This window comes from Streptomyces goshikiensis, from assembly GCF_014650555.1.
Classification (GTDB): Bacteria; Actinomycetota; Actinomycetes; order Streptomycetales; family Streptomycetaceae; genus Streptomyces; species Streptomyces goshikiensis.
The window spans coordinates 241,417-260,473 of the sequence record NZ_BMVE01000012.1 but is presented as its reverse complement, the minus strand read 5'-3'; the positions used below and the strand labels follow the sequence as shown (position 1 = coordinate 260,473).

Sequence of the window (19,057 nt, the reverse complement as noted above, 5' to 3'; positions counted from 1 at the left end):
GGCCTCCGTACATGACCGCCAACCGCATTCCGCTCTCTCAGCTGGAGCGAGGCATCCCCTTCGAGCAGCGCCACATCGGCCCGGATGCCGAGGCGCAGGCGAAGATGCTCGCCCAGGTGGGCTACGGCTCCCTGGACGAGCTGACCGCCGCCGCGGTACCGGATGTGATCAAGACCGCCGAGGCGCTGAACCTGCCCGAGGCGCGGACCGAGGCCGAGGTGCTCGCCGAGCTCCGCCAGCTCGCGGACCGCAACCAGGTGCTGTCGTCGATGATCGGCCTCGGCTACTACGGCACCTTCACGCCGCCGGTGATCCTGCGCAACGTCATGGAGAACCCGGCCTGGTACACGGCGTACACGCCGTACCAGCCCGAGATCTCGCAGGGCCGCCTCGAAGCGCTGCTGAACTTCCAGACCGTCGTGGCCGAGCTGACGGGCCTGCCGACCTCCGGCGCCTCGCTGCTCGACGAGGGCACCGCCGCCGCCGAGGCCATGACCCTGGCCCGCCGGGTGGGCAAGGCCAAGGGCAACGTCTTCCTCGTCGACGCCGACGCGCTGCCGCAGACCATCGCCGTCATCGAGACCCGCGCCGAGCCGATCGGCATCGAGGTCGTCGTCGCCGACCTGTCCGACGGCATCCCGGCCGAGATCGCCGAGCGCGGCGTCTACGGCGTCCTCGTCCAGTACCCGGGCGCCTCCGGTGCCGTACGGGACATCAAGCCGGTCATCGACCAGGCGCACGGGCTCGGCGCGATCGTCGCGGTCTCCGCCGACCTGCTCGCCCTGACCCTGCTGACCTCCCCGGGCGCGCTCGGCGCGGACATCGCCGTCGGCACCACGCAGCGCTTCGGCGTCCCGATGGGCTTCGGCGGACCGCACGCCGGCTACATGGCCGTCCAGGACAAGCACGCCCGCTCGCTGCCCGGCCGCCTCGTCGGCGTCTCCGTGGACGCGGACGGCAACAAGGCGTACCGCCTGGCGCTCCAGACCCGCGAGCAGCACATCCGCCGCGAGAAGGCCACCAGCAACATCTGTACCGCGCAGGTGCTGCTCGCCGTCATGGCCGGCATGTACGCCGTCTACCACGGCCCCGACGGCCTGCGGACGATCGCCCGCCGCACCCACCGCTACGCGACGCTGATCGCCGCCGGTCTGACGGCCGGCGGGGTCGAGATCGTCCACGGCTCGTACTTCGACACGGTCACCGCCCGGGTTCCGGGCCGTGCGGCCGAGGTCGTCGCCGCCGCCCGCGAGGGCGGGGTCAACCTGTACCAGGTCGACGCCGACCTGGTCTCCCTCGCCTGTGACGAGACCACGCTGCGCGCCGACGTCGAGGCCGTCTGGGCCGCCTTCGGCGTCACCGCGGACATCGAGGCGCTCGACGAGACCACCGCCGAGACGCTGCCCGAGAGCCTGCTGCGCTCGGACGCGTACCTGACGCACCCCGTGTTCCACCAGCACCGCTCCGAGACCGCGATGCTGCGCTACCTGCGCAAGCTCTCGGACAAGGACTACGCGCTGGACCGCGGCATGATCCCGCTGGGCTCCTGCACCATGAAGCTCAACGCGACCACCGAGATGGAGCCGGTGACCTGGCCCGAGTTCGGCCAGCTGCACCCGTTCGCCCCGGTGGAGCAGGCGGAGGGCTACCTCACGCTCATCACCGAGCTGGAGGAACGTCTCTGCGAGGTCACCGGATACGACAAGGTCTCGATCCAGCCGAACGCCGGCTCCCAGGGTGAGCTCGCCGGCCTGCTGGCCGTGCGCGCCTACCACCGCGCGAACGGCGACGAGCAGCGCACCGTCTGCCTGATCCCGTCGTCCGCGCACGGCACCAACGCCGCGAGCGCCGTGATGGCCGGCATGAAGGTCGTCGTCGTCAAGACCGCCGATGACGGCGAGGTGGACGCGGCCGACCTGCGCGCCAAGATCGAGCTGCACCGCGACGAGCTCGCCGTGCTGATGATCACCTACCCCTCGACGCACGGTGTGTTCGAGGAGCACGTCGCCGACATCTGCGCGCAGGTGCACGAGGCCGGCGGTCAGGTCTACGTGGACGGCGCCAACCTCAACGCCCTGGTGGGCCTGGCCAAGCCGGGTCACTTCGGCGGCGACGTCTCGCACCTGAACCTGCACAAGACCTTCTGCATCCCGCACGGCGGCGGCGGTCCGGGCGTCGGCCCGGTCGGTGTCCGGGCCCACCTGGCCCCGTACCTGCCGAACCACCCGCTCCAGCCCACCGCGGGTCCGGAGACGGGCGTCGGCCCGATCTCGGCCGCCCCGTGGGGTTCGGCCGGCATCCTGCCGATCTCCTGGTCGTACGTCCGCCTGATGGGTGGCGAGGGCCTCAAGCGCGCCACCCAGGTGGCGGTGCTCGGCGCGAACTACATCGCCAAGCGCCTGGAGCCGCATTACCCGGTGCTGTACACGGGCCCGGGCAACCTGGTCGCGCACGAGTGCATCATCGACCTGCGCCCGCTGTCGAAGTCCACGGGCGTGAGCGTGGACGACATCGCCAAGCGTCTGATCGACTACGGCTTCCACGCGCCGACCATGTCCTTCCCGGTCGCCGGCACGCTGATGATCGAGCCGACGGAGTCCGAGGACCTCGCCGAGATCGACCGTTTCTGCGACGCGATGATCGCCATTCGCGCCGAGATCGAGCGGGTCGCGGGCGGCGAGTGGCCGCTGGAGGACAACCCGCTGGCCAACGCCCCGCACACGGCGGCGGCGCTGGGCGGCGAGTGGAACCACCCGTACAGCCGCGACGAGGCCGTCTTCCCGGGTGGTGTCACGGCCACCGAGAAGTACTGGCCGCCGGTGCGCCGCATCGACGGTGCCTTCGGTGACCGGAACCTGGTCTGCTCCTGCCCGCCGCTGGACGAGTACGACAACTGAGCCGAGGGCTCGCCGAGCGGGTGAGTCCGAGGCGTGACGAAGGGGCCGGTCCTGGAGCTCAGCTCCGGGGCCGGCCCCTTCGCCGTACACGAACGCGGTGGGCTGTCGTCGGCTAGGCCGCCTTCGCCACCTGCGCCGCCGCGAGCGGGCGGTGCGGGGCGATGATCTGGCCGTCCGGCAGCAGCTCACCGGTGTCCTCGAAGAGCAGGACACCATTGCACAGCAGGCTCCAGCCCTGTTCCGGGTGATTGGCCACGGGGTGCGCGGCCTCCCGGTCGGCGGAGTCGGCTGACGGGCACGCTGGCTGGTGCTTGCACATGGATGCGTTCTTTCGCTGCGGTGTGGTCTGGCTGCTGCGGCTCGAAGCCTTGTTCATGGCCGCCCCCCGTATCACTGTCTCGGTTCGGTCAGGGTCCCAGTGTTGCCCTACGGCACTGCGTCCGGAGGGATTTCCCGGTAGCTGTCCTCATACAGTGATGACGCATCACCCGTGCGGGCGGTTCAAGTCAACTCCCCTGTCATTTCGGGTGGTTCGCCGGGGGCCCGAGTGGGCTAGGCCGAATGGGCCGTCCGGGTGGAAGGGGTGGTCAGGCGGCGGGGGCGGCCAGTTCCGGGGGCAGCGGAGGGGTCAGCCGGTGCGTGAGCACCGGCAGGAGTTCGGACACCGGGTGCGGCCGGTACGCGGCGATCCCGGGCGGGGCGGGAGCCAGCGGAACCAGCAGGTCCGCTGCGGCGGGCAGCCCGGCGGAGGCATCGGCGCCCACTGCCCCGTGCAGCCAGAGGGTCAGCATGTACAGCTCCGGTACGGAGAGAAGTCTCGGCTGGAAGTTGCTGCCGAGGGATTCCGCCTGGCGCAGGGCGCGTTCGGTGGCGGCGACGTAGGGGCCCTCGAAGAAGTGCGAGAAGACCCAGCCCTCCGGGGTCAGCCGGGTGTCGGCGGCGGCGATGAAGCGGTCGCCGCCGCGGATCAGGAACCGCCACCCGGTGAGCCGGGTGCGGGGAGGCCGGCCGCCCGCGGCCAGGTGGGAGGTGTGCAGCCGGTCGAGGACGTGCACCGGCAGCGGGAGTTCGACGGTCATGGGCCCCTGATGGGCACGCAGGGCCGGGGTGTGCGCGTCGTTGACGGCCGCGGGGGAACCGAGTGCCGAGAGGACGCTGCGCAGGGCGGGCGCGGGAGCCGGAGGGACGTGCAGCGGCATGGTGGGTCGCCTCTCACTTGGGAGACCTGTGGTGCGGGGGAATGTTCTGACGGCGCTGTCGCATTCTGGGGCCAGAGGGGGGCTGAGGTGCAATGGCCGCGCGCCAACTCTCTGCCTCGTTTGCGGAGTTTATACGACATGTGTTCACGTGATGTTTCGGCTAGCTGTCCCGGCTATTGCCGACAAGGCGTTTACCGGTCCCGCTGCCAGGGGTTTCATGCCGGTTGCGCGTGAACATCCCGCGCTGACCTCGGAGGTTACCGGACGGGGGCTCGGCTGGAAAGCGCCGGTTATCCGGAATCGGCAATGTCTACGCGGAATTTGCGCGAAGGGAGTTGCCAGGTGAATGTGCCGTAGCGCCCGTCGGCCAAACCGGCGCGCGCTCCCCGCCACGCAGGCCCCCCGGGAGTTATCGATCACCCCGCCGGGGCATCATCGACCGTAACGCGCGCCTGGGTGCCCAGGGCCAGGGCCAGTCGAGGAGGGACACTTCGATGGGGGAGAAGGTCGTGGCAGGCGGATTCGACCTGTCCGATCGGCAACGGTATCGGAGGAAGCTTCACGAGTGCCTTGAGGGACTGGAGCGGCTTCTGGCTGAGAAGAGGTTCGATCGCCCGAAGAACATGATGGGGCTGGAGATCGAGCTGAATCTCGCGGGTGCCGACGGTTTGCCGCGCATGGTGAATGCCCAGGTTCTGGAGCGGATTGCGAGCCCTGATTTCCAGACCGAACTCGGAATGTTCAACCTGGAGGTGAACGTCCTGCCGCACCGGCTGGGCGGCCGGGTATTCGACCAGCTCGCCGAAGAACTGAGCGCCGGTTTGGCATATGCGCACCGGCAGGCGTCGGAGATCGACGCCGGCGTCGTGATGATCGGTATTCTGCCGACGATCTCGCGCGCCGACCTGGTCACCGCGAATCTTTCGGCCGTGGACCGCTATTCGCTGCTGAACGAGCAGATCCTGATGATGCGGGGGGAGGATTTCACCCTCGACATCGACGGCGTCGAGCGGCTCATCTGGAGCTCCGGGTCGATCGTCCCGGAAGCCGCCTGTACCTCCGTACAACTGCACCTCCAGGTGACGCCGGCGCGGTTCTCGGACGTGTGGAACGCGGCGCAGGCGGTGAGCGCCGTACAGATAGCCGTCGGCGCCAACTCGCCGTTCCTGTTCGGGCGCGAGCTGTGGCGGGAATCGCGGCCGCCGTTGTTCACCCAGGCCACCGACACCCGGCCGCCCGAGCTCCAGGCGCAGGGGGTACGGCCGCGGACCTGGTTCGGGGAGCGGTGGGTGGACTCCGCGTACGAGCTCTTCGCGGAGAACGTCCGCTACTTCCCCTCCCTGCTGCCCATCTGTGACGAGGAGGAGCCGCTGCGGGTGCTCGGCGAGGGCGGCGTGCCGAGCCTGCAGGAGCTGGTGCTGCACAACGGCACGATCTACCGGTGGAACCGGCCCGTGTACGGGGTCGCCGGCGGGGTGCCGCACCTGCGGGTGGAGAACCGGGTGCTGCCGGCCGGGCCCACCGTGGTCGACGTGGTGGCCAACGCCGCCTTCTACTACGGGCTGGTACGGACCCTGGCCGACGAGCAGCGCCCGGTGTGGACCCGGCTGCCGTTCGCGGAGGCGGAGGCCAACTTCGACGCGGCCTGCCGGTACGGGATAGACGCGCGGCTGCGCTGGCCGCGGCGGGGCCGGGGCGGGGGCCTGGCGAGCGTGCCCGCGGTCCGGCTCGTACTGGACGAGCTGCTGCCGATGGCGGCGGCCGGGCTGGACGCCTGGGGCATCGAGCCGGCCGACCGGGACCACTACCTCGGCATCATCGAGGAGCGGTGCCGGCGGCGGGCGAACGGGGCGACCTGGCAGGTGGGCACGTACCACCGGGCGCTCGCGGCCGGACTGGAGCGGGACGCGGCGCTGGCCGCCACCACCCGGCGCTACAGCGAGCTGATGCACAAGGGCGACCCCGTGCACACCTGGCCCGTCGGGATCGCGGAGGAGGAGGAGGTGAGCGCCGCGGGCCGTGTGCCGGGGCGCTGAGCCCGCGCGGGTCGGGTGCCTGGCGCGTGCCGTGACGTGTGCCGTGACGTGTGGCGTGGCGTGTGGCGTGGCGCGTGCCGTGGCGTGTGGCGTGGCCTTCCCCGGTCGTCCGGTGATCCCGTTCTCCGGCCGACGAGGCAGTATGGGGTGGTCGGGGCGGTCAGCGCCGCGGGTTGGCGGGACGGGAGTCGGGCGTGCGGACGGAGTCGGAGTCGGAGCCGGTGGCCGGGGAACTGGGCGGGCAGGACCGCCGGCTCCTGCGGAACGAGACGCTGCTCGTGCTGGCGCTGTCGCTGGGCGCGAGCGGCGTCTCGGCGCTGATCAGCTTCATCGGTTCGCTCACCAAGCCGGGCGGCCTCAAGGACCAGGCCGCCACGCTCAACGGCTCGTACGCCCCCGGCCGGCCCTGGCTGGACCTCGCCTGGCAGCTGTTCGGCATCGCGAGCGCGCTGGTGCCGGTGCTGCTGGTGGCCCATCTGCTGACCCGCGAGGGCGCCCCCGGACTGCGGGTGCTGGGCTTCGACCGGACCCGGCCGCTGTGGGACCTGGGCCGGGGTGCGCTGGTCGCCGCCGGGATCGGAAGCGCGGGCCTGGCGTTCTACCTGGCGGCGCGGGCCGGCGGGTTCAACCTGACGGTGGTGCCGGAGGCGCTGCCGGACGTGTGGTGGAAGTTCCCGGTGCTGATCCTCTCCGCGCTGCAGAACGCCGTGGTGGAGGAGGTCATCGTGCTGGCCTACCTGCTGCGCAGGCTGGGGCAGCTGGGCTGGTCCCCGATGGCCGCGCTGCTGGCCAGCTCGGCGCTGCGCGGCTCGTACCACCTGTACCAGGGCATCGGCGGCTTCATCGGCAACATGGTGATGGGCGTGGTCTTCGTCCTCGCCTACCGCCGCTGGGGCCGGGTGGCGCCGCTGGTCGTCGCGCACGCGCTGCTCGACATCGTCGCCTTTGGCGGGTACGCCCTGCTCGCGGGCAAGGTGGGCTGGCTGCCGACGCCCTGATCAGGGGCGGGCGAGGAGTTCGCCGTCGATGACGGTGACCGCGTGGCCCGTCAGCAGGGTGCGGTCGCCGCGGAGGCGGACGGTGACGAGGCCCTGACGGATGCCGCCCTGGAGGCCGACGAGCTCCGTACGGCCCAGGCGCGCGGCCCAGAACGGTGCCAGGGCGGTGTGGGCGCTGCCGGTGACGGGGTCCTCGTCGATGCCGACGGCCGGGAAGAAGCCGCGCGAGACGAAGTCGTACCCGCGCGAGCGGTCCTCGGCGGGCGCGGTGACGATGATCCCGCGCCGGGCGTAGCCGCGCAGGGCGTGCAGGTCCGGGGCGAGCTCCCGTACGGTCCGCTCGTCCGCCAGCTCGACCACCAGGTCGCCGACGTGCTCGGACGTGTCGTGGACCGAGCGGATCGCCGCGCCGAGCGCGCCGCTCACCTCCGGAGCCGGCTCGACCTGCGTGAGGGCGGACGTCGGGAAGTCCAGGGTGATCGCGCCGTCCTCGGCGGCGTCCGCCGTGAGGATCCCGCAGCGTGCCCCGAAGCGGACCGGGCCGGTCGCGAGGCCGGCCGAGGCCAGTACGTGGGCGGTGGCGAGGGTGGCGTGGCCGCACATGTCCACCTCGGCGGTGGGGGTGAACCAGCGCAGCGCCCAGTCGGCGTCGCCGCCGGGTGGCAGCGGGTGCGCGAAGGCCGTCTCGGAGAGGTTCACCTCGGCGGCGACCCGCCGCATCCAGGGGTCCGGGGGAAACCCGTCGTCGAGGAGCAGAACCCCGGCGGGGTTCCCGGCGAACGGGCGGTCGGTGAAGGCATCGACGATTCGAAGGCGCATCCCCCGACGGTAGGGCGATTGCCCGCTCCTCGACAAAGGCCAGTGGTCCCGCGGCGACCCTGCGCCCGGGCGGGACGGGCTGCTCGACTTCGCCTGGCCGAACGGCGTGGCGCACCTCCACACGCCCGACCTCAGCTGAGATCTGGTCGGTTTCGAGGGAATGACCTGCGGCGACCGGACGGCTGAGGCGCCGAGGGGGCGGACGCTGACCTGTGCCGGTGAACGTTGACCGATTGCCACCAGAGGCTGATCAACGTCTTCTTGGGCCACCGAAGGTTGATCAGTCGGTGTAGGGCAGGGGGACGTGGTGTCTGTCGGGCGTCCGGGCCGGTCAGTTCAGCAGGGCAGCCGTGAACGTCTTGCGGTGGTCCACCAGCCAGGTCTGCACGCCGTCCCAGCGTTCCCATCCACCACGCTCGGCCAACGCCTGGAGATAGACAGGGTCTCCGCCGGCCACGCGGCGGGCGACGAAGGCCCGGCAGACCGCCGTGGCCTGCTCGATGACGCCGGGCAACTCCGCGCGGTCTCCAGCCGAGAGGCCATAGCCGTCGGCAAGAATCCGCAGCCGTGCAGCCGCATCCAGCCCGGGGGGACAGAGAGCGGCCGCAGACCCGGGATCGAGCATGGGCACCCAGTAGCGGGCAGTCATGGCGACGTCCCAGAGGGCACGGCCTGGGGCCGCCAAGTCGAAATCGATCACGGCCGCGGCACGACCGTCACGGAAGACGACGTTTTCCGGGCACACATCGTTGTGGCACAGCATCGTTCCCCCCTCCGGGTCGGCGAGGTCCGGGGGCCACTCGGCACGGGTGTCGACCGCGACGGCCGCGCTGGCCTCATGCAGACGCCGCAGCAAATTCCCCACCGATTCGAGGGCAGAACTCGTCATCGTCCAGTCCGGGAACGGCGGCAGAGCCACGTCGCCAGGGATGAAGGTCAGCTGCTCACGGCCATCCGCGGTGAGACCGACAGGGGCCGGCGCCGCGTCGAAGCCATGCTCCTTCAGCGCAAGGAGATGGACATGCAGGGCGCGCGCGTTGCGCGGTGCCGGTCGCTCCAGCAACTCCCCCCGGCGGAAGACCGCCCCCGCGTTCACCATCCCGCCGACCAGCGCCTCTTCTTCAGCCGTCATGAAGATCACGCTATCGCCGGATCGACCCCGCGCGGGCCGGACCGCGAACTCGGTACAACAAGCGATCGAGGCTGACGCGCAAGACCGGGACGCCCAAGCCATGCCTGTCAGGGACACGGCTCGGGGACACCCGAGCGGTCCCCGGTCGAAAACACTCAAATGATCCGGGTCGCCGGCAGAGGGCCCTCGCACACGACGTGGATCAGCGCACGATGGAACGCGCGACGCGGAATCCCACGTCGTCGACCTGGAAAGTCGGGTGGCTGCGGCGCCGCGCGGAGGCCCGGCAACTCCAGTGCTCATCGAACCAGCCACCGCCGCGGAGCACCCGGTAGGCGCCGTAGACCTCGGCGTCGTAGACGTCCCAGCACCAGTCCCAGACGTTGCCGAGCATGTCGTAAAGCCCCCACGAGTTGGGGCGTTTGCCGCCTACCTCGTGGATGTGCTCGTGCGAGTTACCGCGGTACCAGCCGATCTCGTCGAGATCCCCGTAGCGCGGCCCGGTCGTCCCGGCGCGGCAGGCGTGCTCCCACTCGGCTTCGGTCGGCAGTCGATACCCGTCGGCGGACGCGTCCCACTCGATGTCTTCGGCCTCGGCATGGAAGTGGTATGTGGGCGTGAGGCCGGCGTACTGGGACAGGGCATTGCAGAACCGCGCCGCGTCCCACCAGGAGACGCACTCGACAGGCAACTGGTCCCCAGGGGTGGTACTCGGCCGCCGGCCCGTGATCTGTGCGTACAACGCCTGGGTGACCGGGGTCGCCGCGAGCTGGTAGGGCGCAAGCTCGACCGACCAACTGCGCTGTGTCCGCCGGTCCGACAGCGTCACCTGCCCCGGCGGGATGGCGATCATCTCGTTCCCCGTCATCACGTCCATGATCAGGAGATCGTAACGAGACCTGTGGGTGCGAGACGGCAGAGCCATCGATCATCTCTCAGCGGCAATCGATCAACATCCACTGGCACAGGACAGACATGCGCATGTTGCTCTGCGCTGGCGGCTCTATCGGTGAAGAGTTTTCGATATATCGTTGACGCATCGCGATCGGTCAGTGATAGTGGAGATGTCGGGGTGAGGGAACGCCGGCGGAAGTCTTGAAACACGCGATGAGCGAGACGAATGACGAGAGGAGCGCAGCCATGCGTTCACACGGACATGAACATGGACGGGGTCACGGCCACTGCGGGCCGGACCGTCGGGAGGAGTTCCAGGGGCGGCGCGCAGCCTTCGGGCCGTTCGGGCCCGGATTCGGTGGCGGGCCCTGGGGTGGTCGCGGTGGCCGCGGCGGACCGCGGGGCCGGGCGCGGCGCGGTGACGTGCGCGCCTCGATCCTGGCGCTGCTCGCCGACCGGCCGATGCACGGCTACGAGATGATCCAGGAGATCGGCGAGCGCAGCGGCGGGGCCTGGAAGCCCAGCCCGGGCTCGGTCTATCCGACCCTCCAGCTGCTGGAGGACGAGGGGCTGATCACCAGCGAGAGCGAGGGCGGCAAGAAGCTGTTCACGCTCACCGACGCCGGCCGCACCGAGGCCGAGTCGGGCTCGGCCGCGCCCTGGGACGACGCCGGCCGCGGCTTCGACCGCGAGGCGATGAGCGAGATCCGGACGGCCGGCATCGGCCTGATGGAGGCCTTCGGGCAGGTCTGGAAGACCGGCTCGCCCGAGCAGCGCGACAAGGCCGTCGCCGTCATCAACGACGCCCGTAAGAAGCTCTATCTGATCCTGGCCGACGAGCACTGAGACTGTCGTCGGTGGCACGGGCGGCGCGCCCCGCGAGGACCCTCGCGGGGCGCGTTGGTGTGCGCGCGTTAGGTGACCAGGCCGGCTAGTTTGCGGAGTGATTCGTTGAGTGCCGCGGTGGCCGAGTCCTTGAGCTTGCCCGCCATCAGGGAGACGGCGGCCCCGTTGAACTCCCCGTCGATGCGGACCGTCGTGGCCTCGCCGTCGGGGATCAGGGTGTACCGGGTGAGGATGGCGACGCCCATCGGGCCCTTGCCCGTGATGGCGAAGCGGCGCTCGCTCTCCAGCTCCGAGACGGTCCAGGCGACCTCGGCCGGGAAGCCCATCATCTTCATGTTCTCCTCGAAGGTGGCTCCCACCGCGAGGGTCTCGGGGCCGCCCTTGGGGAAATTGGTGTGGGTCATGCTCCACTGGCCGTACGCCGACCAGTCCGTCAGCTGGGCCCAGAGCTTCGCGGCGGGCGCCTCGATGCGTGATTCCGCGGTGACTTCGGCCATGCGGCCACCCCTTCTCGTCGGGTACGTGCGGCGGAACGTAGCCCCGGGGGCCGGAACATTCAATACTGACGACCTGTCAGAAGTGCGCGGGGTCCGTGTGCGCCGGTCAGGGCGGTATCGAGTCCGTCTCAACAGGTGTCACACCCGTGACGGTACTGACCGGCCCTGTCATGATGGCCGGATGCAAGCGTCAGGGAAGAACGCCGGACTGGGCCTCGCCCTCGTCTCGGCGTGTGCGTTCGGTGGTTCGGGAGTCGCGGCGAAGCCGCTGATCGAGGCGGGGCTGGACCCGCTGCACATGGTGTGGCTCAGGGTGGCCGGGGCGGCTCTCGTGCTGTCCCCGCTGGCCTGGCGCCACCGCGATCTGGTCCGCCGCAAACCGCTGCTGCTGGCCGGCTTCGGGCTCGTCGCCGTAGCCGGTGTGCAGGCCTTCTACTTCGCCTCCCTGTCCCGGATCCCCGTGGGCGTGGCCCTGCTGCTGGAGTACCTGGGCCCGGCCCTGCTGCTCGGCTACATCCGGTTCGTCCAGCGCAAGCCCGTCACGCGGGCGGCCGCGGCCGGGGCGGCGGTGGCCGTCGTGGGTCTGGCGTGCGTGGTGGAGATCTGGGCCGGGCTGAGCCTGGACCCGCTCGGCGTGCTGCTCGGCCTCGCCGCCGCCTGCTGCCAGGCCTGCTACTTCGTCTTCGCCGACCAGGGCACCGACGGGGACGACGTCCCCGACCCGCTCGGCGTGATCGCGTACGGAATGATCGTCGGCACGCTGGTGATGACCGTGATCGCCCGGCCCTGGGAGATCGACTGGCAGGTGCTGGGCGGGCAGGCCGCGATGGGTGGCCTTTCGGTGCCCGCGGGGGTGCTGCTGGCCTGGGTGGTGCTGATCGCCACCGTCTTCGCGTACCTGACCGGGGTGGTCTCGGTGCGCAGGCTTTCGCCGCAGGTGGCCGGGGTGGTGGCCTGCCTTGAGGCGGTCATCGCGACGGTGCTGGCGTGGGTGCTGCTGGGCGAGCACCTCTCGACCTGGCAGATCGTGGGCGGTGGGCTGGTGCTGGGCGGGGCGTTCATCGCCCAGTCCTCGCGGTCCGGTGGTGCGGGGGGACCGGGGGGTCCGGTGGAGCTGGTGGGTGTGGTGGATGTGGTGGGTGTGGTGGAGCCGGGTGAGTCGGCGGAGGCGGATCGGGTGAGGGCTTAGGCCTGGGGGTCGGGGGGGGCGTCCGGTCCGTTGGCTCGTGTCGGGTGTGTGGGGGTTGGCGTACAAGCGTGACCTGCGGGGAGGGGCCCGGTGGGGCGTCGGTCCGTTGCCGGGCGGCGGGTTGGTGGGGGCTGGCGTACCGGCTGACCTGCGGGGAGGGGTCGGTGGGGCTTGGGGTGGTTTGGGTGGCGGGGAGGCCGTAGGGTGGCGGACATGCGTTTGACCGTGCTTCCGCCTCCCGCCGCCTAGCGCGGGCGGCAGGCCCCCTCGTACGAGACCCGGGCCCGGGTGTTCCCGGGCGGGTTCGCGCTGCCCGCGATGCGATGACTCCTCTTTCCTTCACGCATGCGCGGAGACACACGTGTTGAACCAATCGCCCGCTTCTTCCGGGCGCAGTCTGCTGTACCTCGTCATCGCCGGTACCGCCTGGGGCACCGCCGGAGCGGCGGCTTCCCTGCTCTTCCTGGCCAGTGACCTCGGGCCGCTCTCCCTCACCTTCTGGCGCTGCGCCGGCGGGCTGGTGGTGCTGCTCGGGGTGCTCGCCGTGCGCCGTCGGCCGCGGCGGGCGGTGCGGCCTTCGGTGGGTTCGCTGGTCACCACGGGGTTGATGTTCACCCTGTTCCAGGCCGCCTATTTCGCCGCCGTGCAGGAGACCGGCCTCGCGGTCGGGACAGTGGTGACCCTGGGCGCCGGGCCGGTGCTGATCGCGCTCGGGGCGCGGCGCTGGATGGGTGAGCGGCTCGGTGCGGGCGGGGCCGTCGCCGTCGGCGGGGCCCTCGCCGGGCTGGCCGTGCTGGTGCTGGGCAGCGGGGGCGGCGAGGTGCGGCCCCTCGGCGTGGGGTGGGCGTTGCTGTCGGCCGCCGGATACGCGGGGATGACCCTGCGGGCGCGCTGGCTCGGGCAGCGCGGGGCGGGCGGGGATCCGCTGGTGACCACCGTGTGGTCGACCGCGGTGGGCGCGGTGTGCCTGCTGCCGTTCGCGGTGGTGGAGGGGCTGCTGCCGCACACCGCCGAGCTCGGGCGGGTGGTCTGGCTGCTGGTGTACGTCGCCACTGTGCCGACGGCCCTCGCGTACGCGCTCTACTTCACCGGAGCCGCCTCGGTGCGGGCCGCCACGGTGTCCGTGATCATGCTGATCGAGCCGGTGAGCGCGGCCGTGATCGCCGTTCTGCTGCTGGGGGAGCGGCTGACCGGTGCCGTGGTGCTGGGCACCGTACTGCTGCTGACCGCGGTGGGCGCGCTGATCGCCGCCGAGGCGCGGCGCCCGGCGGACGGGCCGCGGGTGCGGCCCGCCCGGGCGGTTCAGAGCGCCGCGAGGTAGTCCGGGGCGGCGATGCCGGGGGCCAGGTCGGCGGCCGGGACCGGGGTTCCGTACGCCGGGGCGACCGGGACCACGCCCGACCAGAACGGCAGGTCCAGGTCCTCGGGGTCGTCGTTCGGCCCGCCGGTACGGATCTTCGCGGACACCTCGGTGAGGTCCAGCCGGATCACGGCGGTGGCCGCGAGCTCCTTGGCGTCGGCGGGCCGGGAGTCGGCCGAGCGGCCCGGCACGACCTGGTCGACCAGGGCGTTCAGGGCCAGCCGGCGCTCGGCCTCGTCCGTGACCTGGTGGGCGGTGCCGTGCACGACGACCGAGCGGTAGTTGAGCGAGTGGTGGAAGGCCGAGCGGGCCAGCACCAGGCCGTCGACGTGCGTCACCGTCACGCACACGGGCAGGCCCGGATCGGCCTTGGCGGTGGCGAGGAGGGGGCGGGAGCCGGTGGAGCCGTGGAGGTAGAGGCGCTCGCCGACCCGGCCGAAGAGGGTCGGGAGGACCACGGGCGCGCCGTCGCGGATGAAACCGAGGTGGCAGAGGTAGGCCTGGTCGAGTATCGAGTGCACCGTCTCGCGGTCGTAGCGCGCCCGCTCGCGGGAGCGGCTGGGGACGGTGCGGTCGGTGGGCTCGTAGGCGGCGCCGGGGGTTGTCGCCCGTCGCGCGTTCGTCGTCGTCTCGGTCGTCGCGGCCATGGCGGACTCCGTTGTACTAGTGCATACTTGTCTTTGTGCTAGGAGACTATCGGATCGTTGGGCGCCGCGCATCGGATATCGCGGCCAGTGTCGAAGCGGGCGTGGGATCGGGCGCGCTCGCGCCCGGAGCGCTGCTGCCGCCCATGCGGGAGCTGGCCGTGGAGCTCGGGGTGAACCCGAACACCGTCGCCGCCGCGTACCGGACCCTGCGGGAGCGCGGGGTCATCGAGACGGACGGGCGGCGCGGCAGCCGGGTCCGGGCGCGGCCGGCCAGCGCTCCGCGCGACGCGCTGCGCATGCCGGTGCCGGAGGGCGTACGGGACCTCGCGGCGGGCAATCCCGACGTGTCGCTGCTGCCCTCGCTGGACGGGGCCATGGCCGCGGCCGCGCGGCGCTGCGCGCGGGAGCCTGTGCTGTACGGGGCCGACCCGGTGGCCCCGGAGCTGGCGCGCCGGGCCCGGGCCGACTTCGACGCGGACGGGGTGCCGGCCGGGCCGGTGGGCGTGACCTCGGGCGCTCTCGACGGGATCGAGCGGGTGCTGGTCGCGCACCTGAGGCCGGGGGACGCGGTGGCGGTCGAGGACCCGGGCTGGGGGAGCGTGCTGGACCTGGCGGCGGCGCTGGGGCTACGGGTGCTGCCGGTCGCCGTGGACGACGACGGGCCGGTCGTCGAGGCGGTGGCGCGGGCGCTGGCCGAGGGGGCGCGGGCCCTGGTGGTGACGGCGCGGGCCCAGAACCCGACCGGCGCGGCGGTCGGCGCGGGCCGGGCCGGGGAGCTGCGGGCGCTGCTGGAGCGGTACCCGCAGACGCTGGTGGTCGACGACGACCACGGGCACGGCATCGTCGACCTGCCCCTGTGCTCCCTGGGCGGAGTGACCCGGCACTGGGCGCTGGTCCGCTCCGTGGCCAAGGCGTACGGGCCGGACCTGCGGGTCGCGGTGCTGACGGGCGATGCCGTGACGATGGACCGGGTACGGGGGCGGCAGCGGCTGGGCCCGGGTTGGGTGAGCCGGCTCCTCCAGGACGTGGTGGTGGAGCTGTGGGAGTCGGGGGCCGTGGACCGGGCGGCGGTGGCGCGCTCGTACGGGGAGCGGCGGGACGGGCTGGTCGCGGCGCTGGCGCGGCGGGGGGTCGCGGCGTATGGGCGGAGCGGGATGAACGTGTGGGTGCCGGTGGGGGACGAGACGGGGGCGGTGACGCGGCTGCTGGCCGCCGGATGGGCGGTGGCGGCCGGGGCGAGGTTCCGGGTGGACTCCGGGCCCGGGATCCGGATCACGGTGTCCGGGGTCGGGGCGGGGGAGATCGAGGAGCTCGCGGAGGCGGTGGGCTCCGCCGTGGGGCCGGTGGGCGGGGGGCGGGTGGGCTGAGGGTGCGGCGGTGGGTGCGGGGGCGGTGCGGCGTCGTCGTCGGGGGCCAGGCCCCCGCGCCCCGCGCCCCCGCGCCTCAGGCGTCGGCGGGGCCGGATGCGCGGCGGGCCTGGGTGAGGGCGGCGCCGATGAGGACGATGGCCGCGCCGACCGGGGTGTTCCAGTGGAGCTGTTCGCCGAGGAGCGCGACGCCCGCCGTGGTGGCGATCACCGGGATGAAGTACGTGACCATCTGGGCGGTCGTCGGGCCGACCTCGGTGACCAGGCCGTACTGCATCTGCAGGGCCATGCCCGTGCCCAGTGCGCCCAGGGCGATGACCGACAGGGTGGGCCACAGCGGGAACGAGGTCGGGGCCGAGGTGAAGAGGGAGCTGACCAGGAGCAGTTGGAGCGTCGAGACCAGCAGCTGGGCGCCGGTCAGCGCCACCGGCGAGCCCGGCGTCGACGCCAGCGTGCGGCGGACGTAGATCCAGCCGATCGGGTAGCAGAGCGAGGCCAGCAGGGCCAGCGCGGTGCCCTTGGCGTCCACGCCGGAGAAGCCCTGCCAGGCGCCGAGCACCGTCAGCACGCCGATGAAGCCCAGGCCCAGGCCGGCGAAGCGGCGCCGCGTCGGCCGGTCCTCGGAGAGCGCGACCAGCGAGAGCGCCATCCCCCACAGCGGCGAGGTCGCGTTGCAGATGCCCGCCAGGCTCGACGGGATGCTGAGCTCCGCGTACGCGAACAGCGAGAACGGGGCGGTGTTCAGGAGCAGCGCCGCCACCGTGAGGTGCGCCCAGGTGCGGCGGCCGCGCGGGAGGCCCTCGCGGCGGACCAGGAGCACGGTCAGCAGGGCGAGCGCGCCGAAGAAGACCCGGCCGAGGGCGACTTGGAACGGTGCGTACGCCTCGGTGCCGACCTTGATCAGGAGAAAGCTGAAGCCCCAGATGATCGAGAGGAGCGCGAAGCGCAGCCGCCAGTCCAGGCCGGTGGGCCGGGCGGAGATGGCGGTGGCGGCAGGGGCGGCAGGGGCGGCGGGGGCCGGCGTGGAGAGGGTGGGGCGTGGGGTGGCGGGTGCGCTCATGGAGCTAACTTTGCGACCTTCAACCTCGTAGAACAAGCGAGACTTCATGGTGGGGACGGCGTAGCATCGCTTACATGTTGAACCTGGAGCGGCTGCGCACCCTCGACGCCCTCGCCCGCCACGGCTCGGTCAGCGGTGCGGCGGAGGGCCTCCACGTCACCACCTCCGCCGTGTCCCAGCAGATGGCCAAGCTGGAGAGGGAGATCGGCCAGCCGCTGCTCGCCAAGAACGGGCGCGGCGTCCGGCTCACCGACGCCGGGCGCCTGCTCGCCGATCACGCGGCCCGGATCCTCTCCCAGGTGGAGCTGGCCCAGGCCGATGTGGAGGCCCAACGGGGTTGTGCCGTAGGTGAGTTGAGGATCGCGGCCTTCCCGACCGCCATGCGCGGGCTGCTGCCGGGGGCGCTGACCGCGCTGCGCGCCGCGCACCCCGAACTGCGGTCCCTCGCAAGGGAGCAGGAGCCGGGGGAGAGCATGGCGGCCGTCGTCCGCGGGGACCTCGACCTGGCCCTCGCCATCGACTGGCACAACAAGCGGATGCCGGTGCCGGCGGAGCTGACGCGGGCGCACCTGCTCGAAGACTCCTGCGACATCGCGGTGCCGGCCGGCCACCGGCTGGCCGACCGCGACCGGATCAGCCTCGCCGAATTCGCCGAGGACGACTGGATCTCCTGGAACGAGGGCCAGTTCTGCCACGAGTGGCTCGTCTCCACCCTGCGCGGCACCGGCATCGAGCCGCGCATCGCGCACATCGCCGAGGAGCACCACACCCAGCTGGCCTTCGTCGAGGCCGGGCTCGGGGTGTGCGTGACGCCCCGGCTCGGGCGCGGCCCGGTCCCGGCGGGGGTCCGGCTGCTGCCGGTGTGCGACGCGGTGCGCCGCCACGTGTACGTCGTCTGGCGCGCGGACGCGGACCGCCGGCCCTCGATCCGGGCGGCCGTCGAGGCGCTCCAGGTGGCCGCGCTCAACGTGTAGGCCGCCTGCCGCGGACCGGTGCGGAGCTAGGCTTTCCGCCATGGAGTCCTACACGATCGGCCAGGCGGCGCGGCTGCTCGGCGTCAGCGTTGACACGGCCCGGCGCTGGGCCGACGCGGAGCGGTTCCCGACCCGACGGGAAGGCACCCGGCGGATGGTCGACGGGCCCGACCTCGCGGCGTTCTGCGTCCAGGCCGCGCAGGAGGGCGCGGAGGGCGAGGACGAAGCCCCGTACACCTCGGCGCGCAACGCCTTCCCCGGGATCGTCACCGCCGTGAAGCTCGGCACGGTCGACGCCCAGGTGGAGATCCAGGCGGGGCCGCACCGCATCGTGTCGCTGCTGACGCGGGAGGCGGTCGAGGAACTCGGTCTGGCCGTGGGCGCGCGGGCCACGGCGCGGGTGAAGTCGACCAGCGTGTTCGTCGACCGCCCCTGACGCGCGGCGCCCCCCGGAGCGACGTAAGGGTTTCGTCATCGGTTCGGGGGTGGGGGAGGGCGGCCGCAGGGGGTTGGATGGGGTGACGCCGGCGCGGCCGGTGCGAGCACGTGTGAAATGGGGATGGTCGTCGTGGTGTGGGTGCGGGGCAAGTGGCGGTGGGCGCTGCTGGGTACGGCCGTGATCGTGCTGGGAGTCGGGACGTACTGGTTCCAGCCGTGGAAGCTGTGGCAGGACGCGACCGTGACGGAGGCCCTGCCGGGCGCCTCGGCGCCCGCGGCCGCCGGGCCGGCGGGCGAGGCGCCCCGTACCGTGGCCGAGGGATCGCTGATCAGCCATGAGCACGCCACCTCCGGCACCGCGAAGGTGATCCGCCTCGGCGACGGCTCGTACACCCTGCGCCTGGAGGGCCTCGACACCAGCAACGGCCCCGACCTGCGGGTGTGGCTGACCGACGCCCCGGTCAAGGAGGGCGTGGCCGGCTGGCGCGTCTTCGACGACGGCAAGCACGTCAGCCTGGGCAAGCTCAAGGGCAACAAGGGCGACCAGAACTACGAGATCCCGGCCGGGCTGGACGTGTCCGAGTACACCAGCGTCGCCATCTGGTGCGACCGCTTCGACGTGTCCTTCGGTGCGGCGCCGCTCGCGAGGCCCGCGTAGCGGACCGGCCCGCCTGGCGGGGGCGGATCGGCGGCGGTGGCAGACT

At 72.2% G+C, this 19,057-nt stretch carries 18 protein-coding genes; 10 read left to right on the top strand and 8 right to left on the bottom strand.

All coding sequences use genetic code 11. The features are described from left to right. Positions 1–11 precede the first annotated feature (11 nt). Positions 12–2,897, top strand: a complete 2,886-nt coding sequence (gene gcvP / locus IE248_RS29005) for an aminomethyl-transferring glycine dehydrogenase (RefSeq protein ID WP_073796292.1) — start codon at positions 12–14, stop codon at positions 2,895–2,897. A 112-nt stretch (positions 2,898–3,009) separates the two neighbouring features. Here gcvP and IE248_RS29000 read toward each other — a convergent pair whose 3' ends face one another. Next, entirely contained in the window at positions 3,010–3,216 is a 207-nt protein-coding gene (locus IE248_RS29000) for a DUF5999 family protein (RefSeq protein WP_008742860.1), read from the bottom strand. A gap of 268 nt (positions 3,217–3,484) precedes the next feature. Then, a complete protein-coding gene (locus IE248_RS28995) occupies positions 3,485–4,096 on the bottom strand; it encodes a hypothetical protein (RefSeq protein ID WP_008742861.1) in 612 nt (203 codons plus the stop codon). Positions 4,097–4,590: 494 nt separating this feature from the next. On the opposite strand from IE248_RS28995, the gene IE248_RS28990 reads away from it, so the two are divergent. Both IE248_RS28990 and IE248_RS28985 read left to right on the top strand, forming a co-directional pair. Continuing rightward, positions 4,591–6,132: a glutamate-cysteine ligase family protein gene (locus IE248_RS28990; RefSeq protein ID WP_190032127.1), complete on the top strand. Its 1,542-nt coding sequence runs from the start codon at positions 4,591–4,593 to the stop codon at positions 6,130–6,132. Between the two features lie 194 nt (positions 6,133–6,326). Next, positions 6,327–7,130: a CPBP family intramembrane glutamic endopeptidase gene (locus tag IE248_RS28985; protein ID WP_047960498.1), complete on the top strand. Its 804-nt coding sequence runs from the start codon at positions 6,327–6,329 to the stop codon at positions 7,128–7,130. On the opposite strand, the gene IE248_RS28980 is transcribed toward IE248_RS28985, so the two are convergent. From IE248_RS28980 to IE248_RS28970, 3 genes are all read right to left on the bottom strand, one after another. Further along, positions 7,131–7,949: a PhzF family phenazine biosynthesis protein gene (locus IE248_RS28980; RefSeq protein ID WP_190032126.1), complete on the bottom strand. Its 819-nt coding sequence runs from the start codon at positions 7,947–7,949 to the stop codon at positions 7,131–7,133. 331 nt (positions 7,950–8,280) lie between these two features. Continuing rightward, complete coding sequence (locus IE248_RS28975; RefSeq protein ID WP_190032125.1) at positions 8,281–9,081, bottom strand: phosphotransferase; 801 nt, start codon at positions 9,079–9,081, stop codon at positions 8,281–8,283. Positions 9,082–9,283: 202 nt separating this feature from the next. Beyond that, positions 9,284–9,958, bottom strand: a complete 675-nt coding sequence (locus IE248_RS28970; protein ID WP_190032124.1) for a formylglycine-generating enzyme family protein — start codon at positions 9,956–9,958, stop codon at positions 9,284–9,286. Positions 9,959–10,221: 263 nt separating this feature from the next. Between IE248_RS28970 and IE248_RS28965 the strand changes: the two genes are divergently transcribed. Next, positions 10,222–10,821: a PadR family transcriptional regulator gene (locus IE248_RS28965; protein ID WP_073780209.1), complete on the top strand. Its 600-nt coding sequence runs from the start codon at positions 10,222–10,224 to the stop codon at positions 10,819–10,821. A 68-nt stretch (positions 10,822–10,889) separates the two neighbouring features. Here IE248_RS28965 and IE248_RS28960 read toward each other — a convergent pair whose 3' ends face one another. Beyond that, positions 10,890–11,318 carry a type II toxin-antitoxin system Rv0910 family toxin gene (locus tag IE248_RS28960; RefSeq protein WP_123076775.1) on the bottom strand — a complete coding sequence of 143 codons (429 nt, stop codon included), beginning with the start codon at positions 11,316–11,318 and terminating at the stop codon, positions 10,890–10,892. A gap of 181 nt (positions 11,319–11,499) precedes the next feature. On the opposite strand from IE248_RS28960, the gene IE248_RS28955 reads away from it, so the two are divergent. Next, positions 11,500–12,507: an EamA family transporter gene (locus tag IE248_RS28955; RefSeq protein ID WP_190032123.1), complete on the top strand. Its 1,008-nt coding sequence runs from the start codon at positions 11,500–11,502 to the stop codon at positions 12,505–12,507. 361 nt (positions 12,508–12,868) lie between these two features. Continuing rightward, positions 12,869–13,828, top strand: coding sequence for a DMT family transporter (locus IE248_RS28950; protein WP_190032122.1), 960 nt, complete (start codon positions 12,869–12,871; stop codon positions 13,826–13,828). On the opposite strand, the gene IE248_RS28945 is transcribed toward IE248_RS28950, so the two are convergent. After that, the gene (locus IE248_RS28945; protein WP_190032121.1) at positions 13,810–14,514 is read right to left on the bottom strand and encodes a pyridoxamine 5'-phosphate oxidase family protein; all 705 of its coding nucleotides are present in this window, start codon (positions 14,512–14,514) and stop codon (positions 13,810–13,812) included. The genes IE248_RS28950 and IE248_RS28945 overlap by 19 nt on opposite strands. 35 nt (positions 14,515–14,549) lie before the next feature. Between IE248_RS28945 and IE248_RS28940 the strand changes: the two genes are divergently transcribed. After that, positions 14,550–15,881, top strand: a complete 1,332-nt coding sequence (locus tag IE248_RS28940; protein WP_190032120.1) for an aminotransferase class I/II-fold pyridoxal phosphate-dependent enzyme — start codon at positions 14,550–14,552, stop codon at positions 15,879–15,881. Positions 15,882–15,957: 76 nt separating this feature from the next. Here the strand turns inward: IE248_RS28940 and IE248_RS28935 are convergent, their stop codons facing one another. Continuing rightward, positions 15,958–16,941 carry a DMT family transporter gene (locus tag IE248_RS28935; protein WP_190032119.1) on the bottom strand — a complete coding sequence of 328 codons (984 nt, stop codon included), beginning with the start codon at positions 16,939–16,941 and terminating at the stop codon, positions 15,958–15,960. Between the two features lie 74 nt (positions 16,942–17,015). Here IE248_RS28935 and IE248_RS28930 point away from each other — a divergent pair, with 74 nt between their 5' ends. From IE248_RS28930 to IE248_RS28920, 3 genes are all read left to right on the top strand, one after another. After that, entirely contained in the window at positions 17,016–17,915 is a 900-nt protein-coding gene (locus IE248_RS28930) for a LysR family transcriptional regulator (RefSeq protein ID WP_008742871.1), read from the top strand. A gap of 40 nt (positions 17,916–17,955) precedes the next feature. After that, on the top strand, positions 17,956–18,351 hold the full coding sequence (locus IE248_RS28925; protein ID WP_008742872.1) for a TOBE domain-containing protein: 396 nt from the start codon (positions 17,956–17,958) through the stop codon (positions 18,349–18,351). A 117-nt stretch (positions 18,352–18,468) separates the two neighbouring features. Next, a complete protein-coding gene (locus IE248_RS28920; RefSeq protein WP_008742873.1) occupies positions 18,469–19,011 on the top strand; it encodes a DM13 domain-containing protein in 543 nt (180 codons plus the stop codon). The last annotated feature ends 46 nt before the right edge of the window (positions 19,012–19,057 follow it).

What these genes read in the sequence shown, in the direction of transcription:
- IE248_RS28925 (WP_008742872.1), top strand. Translation starts at nt 17,956, where the DNA reads ATGGAGTCCTACACGATCGGCCAGGCGGCGCGGCTGCTCGGCGTCAGC.
- IE248_RS28995 (WP_008742861.1), bottom strand. Translation starts at nt 4,096, where the DNA reads ATGCCGCTGCACGTCCCTCCGGCTCCCGCGCCCGCCCTGCGCAGCGTC.
- IE248_RS28960 (WP_123076775.1), bottom strand. Translation starts at nt 11,318, where the DNA reads ATGGCCGAAGTCACCGCGGAATCACGCATCGAGGCGCCCGCCGCGAAG.
- IE248_RS28970 (WP_190032124.1), bottom strand. Translation starts at nt 9,958, where the DNA reads ATGGACGTGATGACGGGGAACGAGATGATCGCCATCCCGCCGGGGCAG.
- IE248_RS28975 (WP_190032125.1), bottom strand. Translation starts at nt 9,081, where the DNA reads ATGACGGCTGAAGAAGAGGCGCTGGTCGGCGGGATGGTGAACGCGGGG.
- IE248_RS28945 (WP_190032121.1), bottom strand. Translation starts at nt 14,514, where the DNA reads ATGGCCGCGACGACCGAGACGACGACGAACGCGCGACGGGCGACAACC.
- IE248_RS28990 (WP_190032127.1), top strand. Translation starts at nt 4,591, where the DNA reads ATGGGGGAGAAGGTCGTGGCAGGCGGATTCGACCTGTCCGATCGGCAA.
- gcvP (WP_073796292.1), top strand. Translation starts at nt 12, where the DNA reads ATGACCGCCAACCGCATTCCGCTCTCTCAGCTGGAGCGAGGCATCCCC.
- IE248_RS28935 (WP_190032119.1), bottom strand. Translation starts at nt 16,941, where the DNA reads ATGAGCGCACCCGCCACCCCACGCCCCACCCTCTCCACGCCGGCCCCC.
- IE248_RS28955 (WP_190032123.1), top strand. Translation starts at nt 11,500, where the DNA reads ATGCAAGCGTCAGGGAAGAACGCCGGACTGGGCCTCGCCCTCGTCTCG.
- IE248_RS28980 (WP_190032126.1), bottom strand. Translation starts at nt 7,949, where the DNA reads ATGCGCCTTCGAATCGTCGATGCCTTCACCGACCGCCCGTTCGCCGGG.
- IE248_RS28965 (WP_073780209.1), top strand. Translation starts at nt 10,222, where the DNA reads ATGCGTTCACACGGACATGAACATGGACGGGGTCACGGCCACTGCGGG.
- IE248_RS29000 (WP_008742860.1), bottom strand. Translation starts at nt 3,216, where the DNA reads ATGTGCAAGCACCAGCCAGCGTGCCCGTCAGCCGACTCCGCCGACCGG.
- IE248_RS28920 (WP_008742873.1), top strand. Translation starts at nt 18,469, where the DNA reads ATGGGGATGGTCGTCGTGGTGTGGGTGCGGGGCAAGTGGCGGTGGGCG.
- IE248_RS28930 (WP_008742871.1), top strand. Translation starts at nt 17,016, where the DNA reads ATGTTGAACCTGGAGCGGCTGCGCACCCTCGACGCCCTCGCCCGCCAC.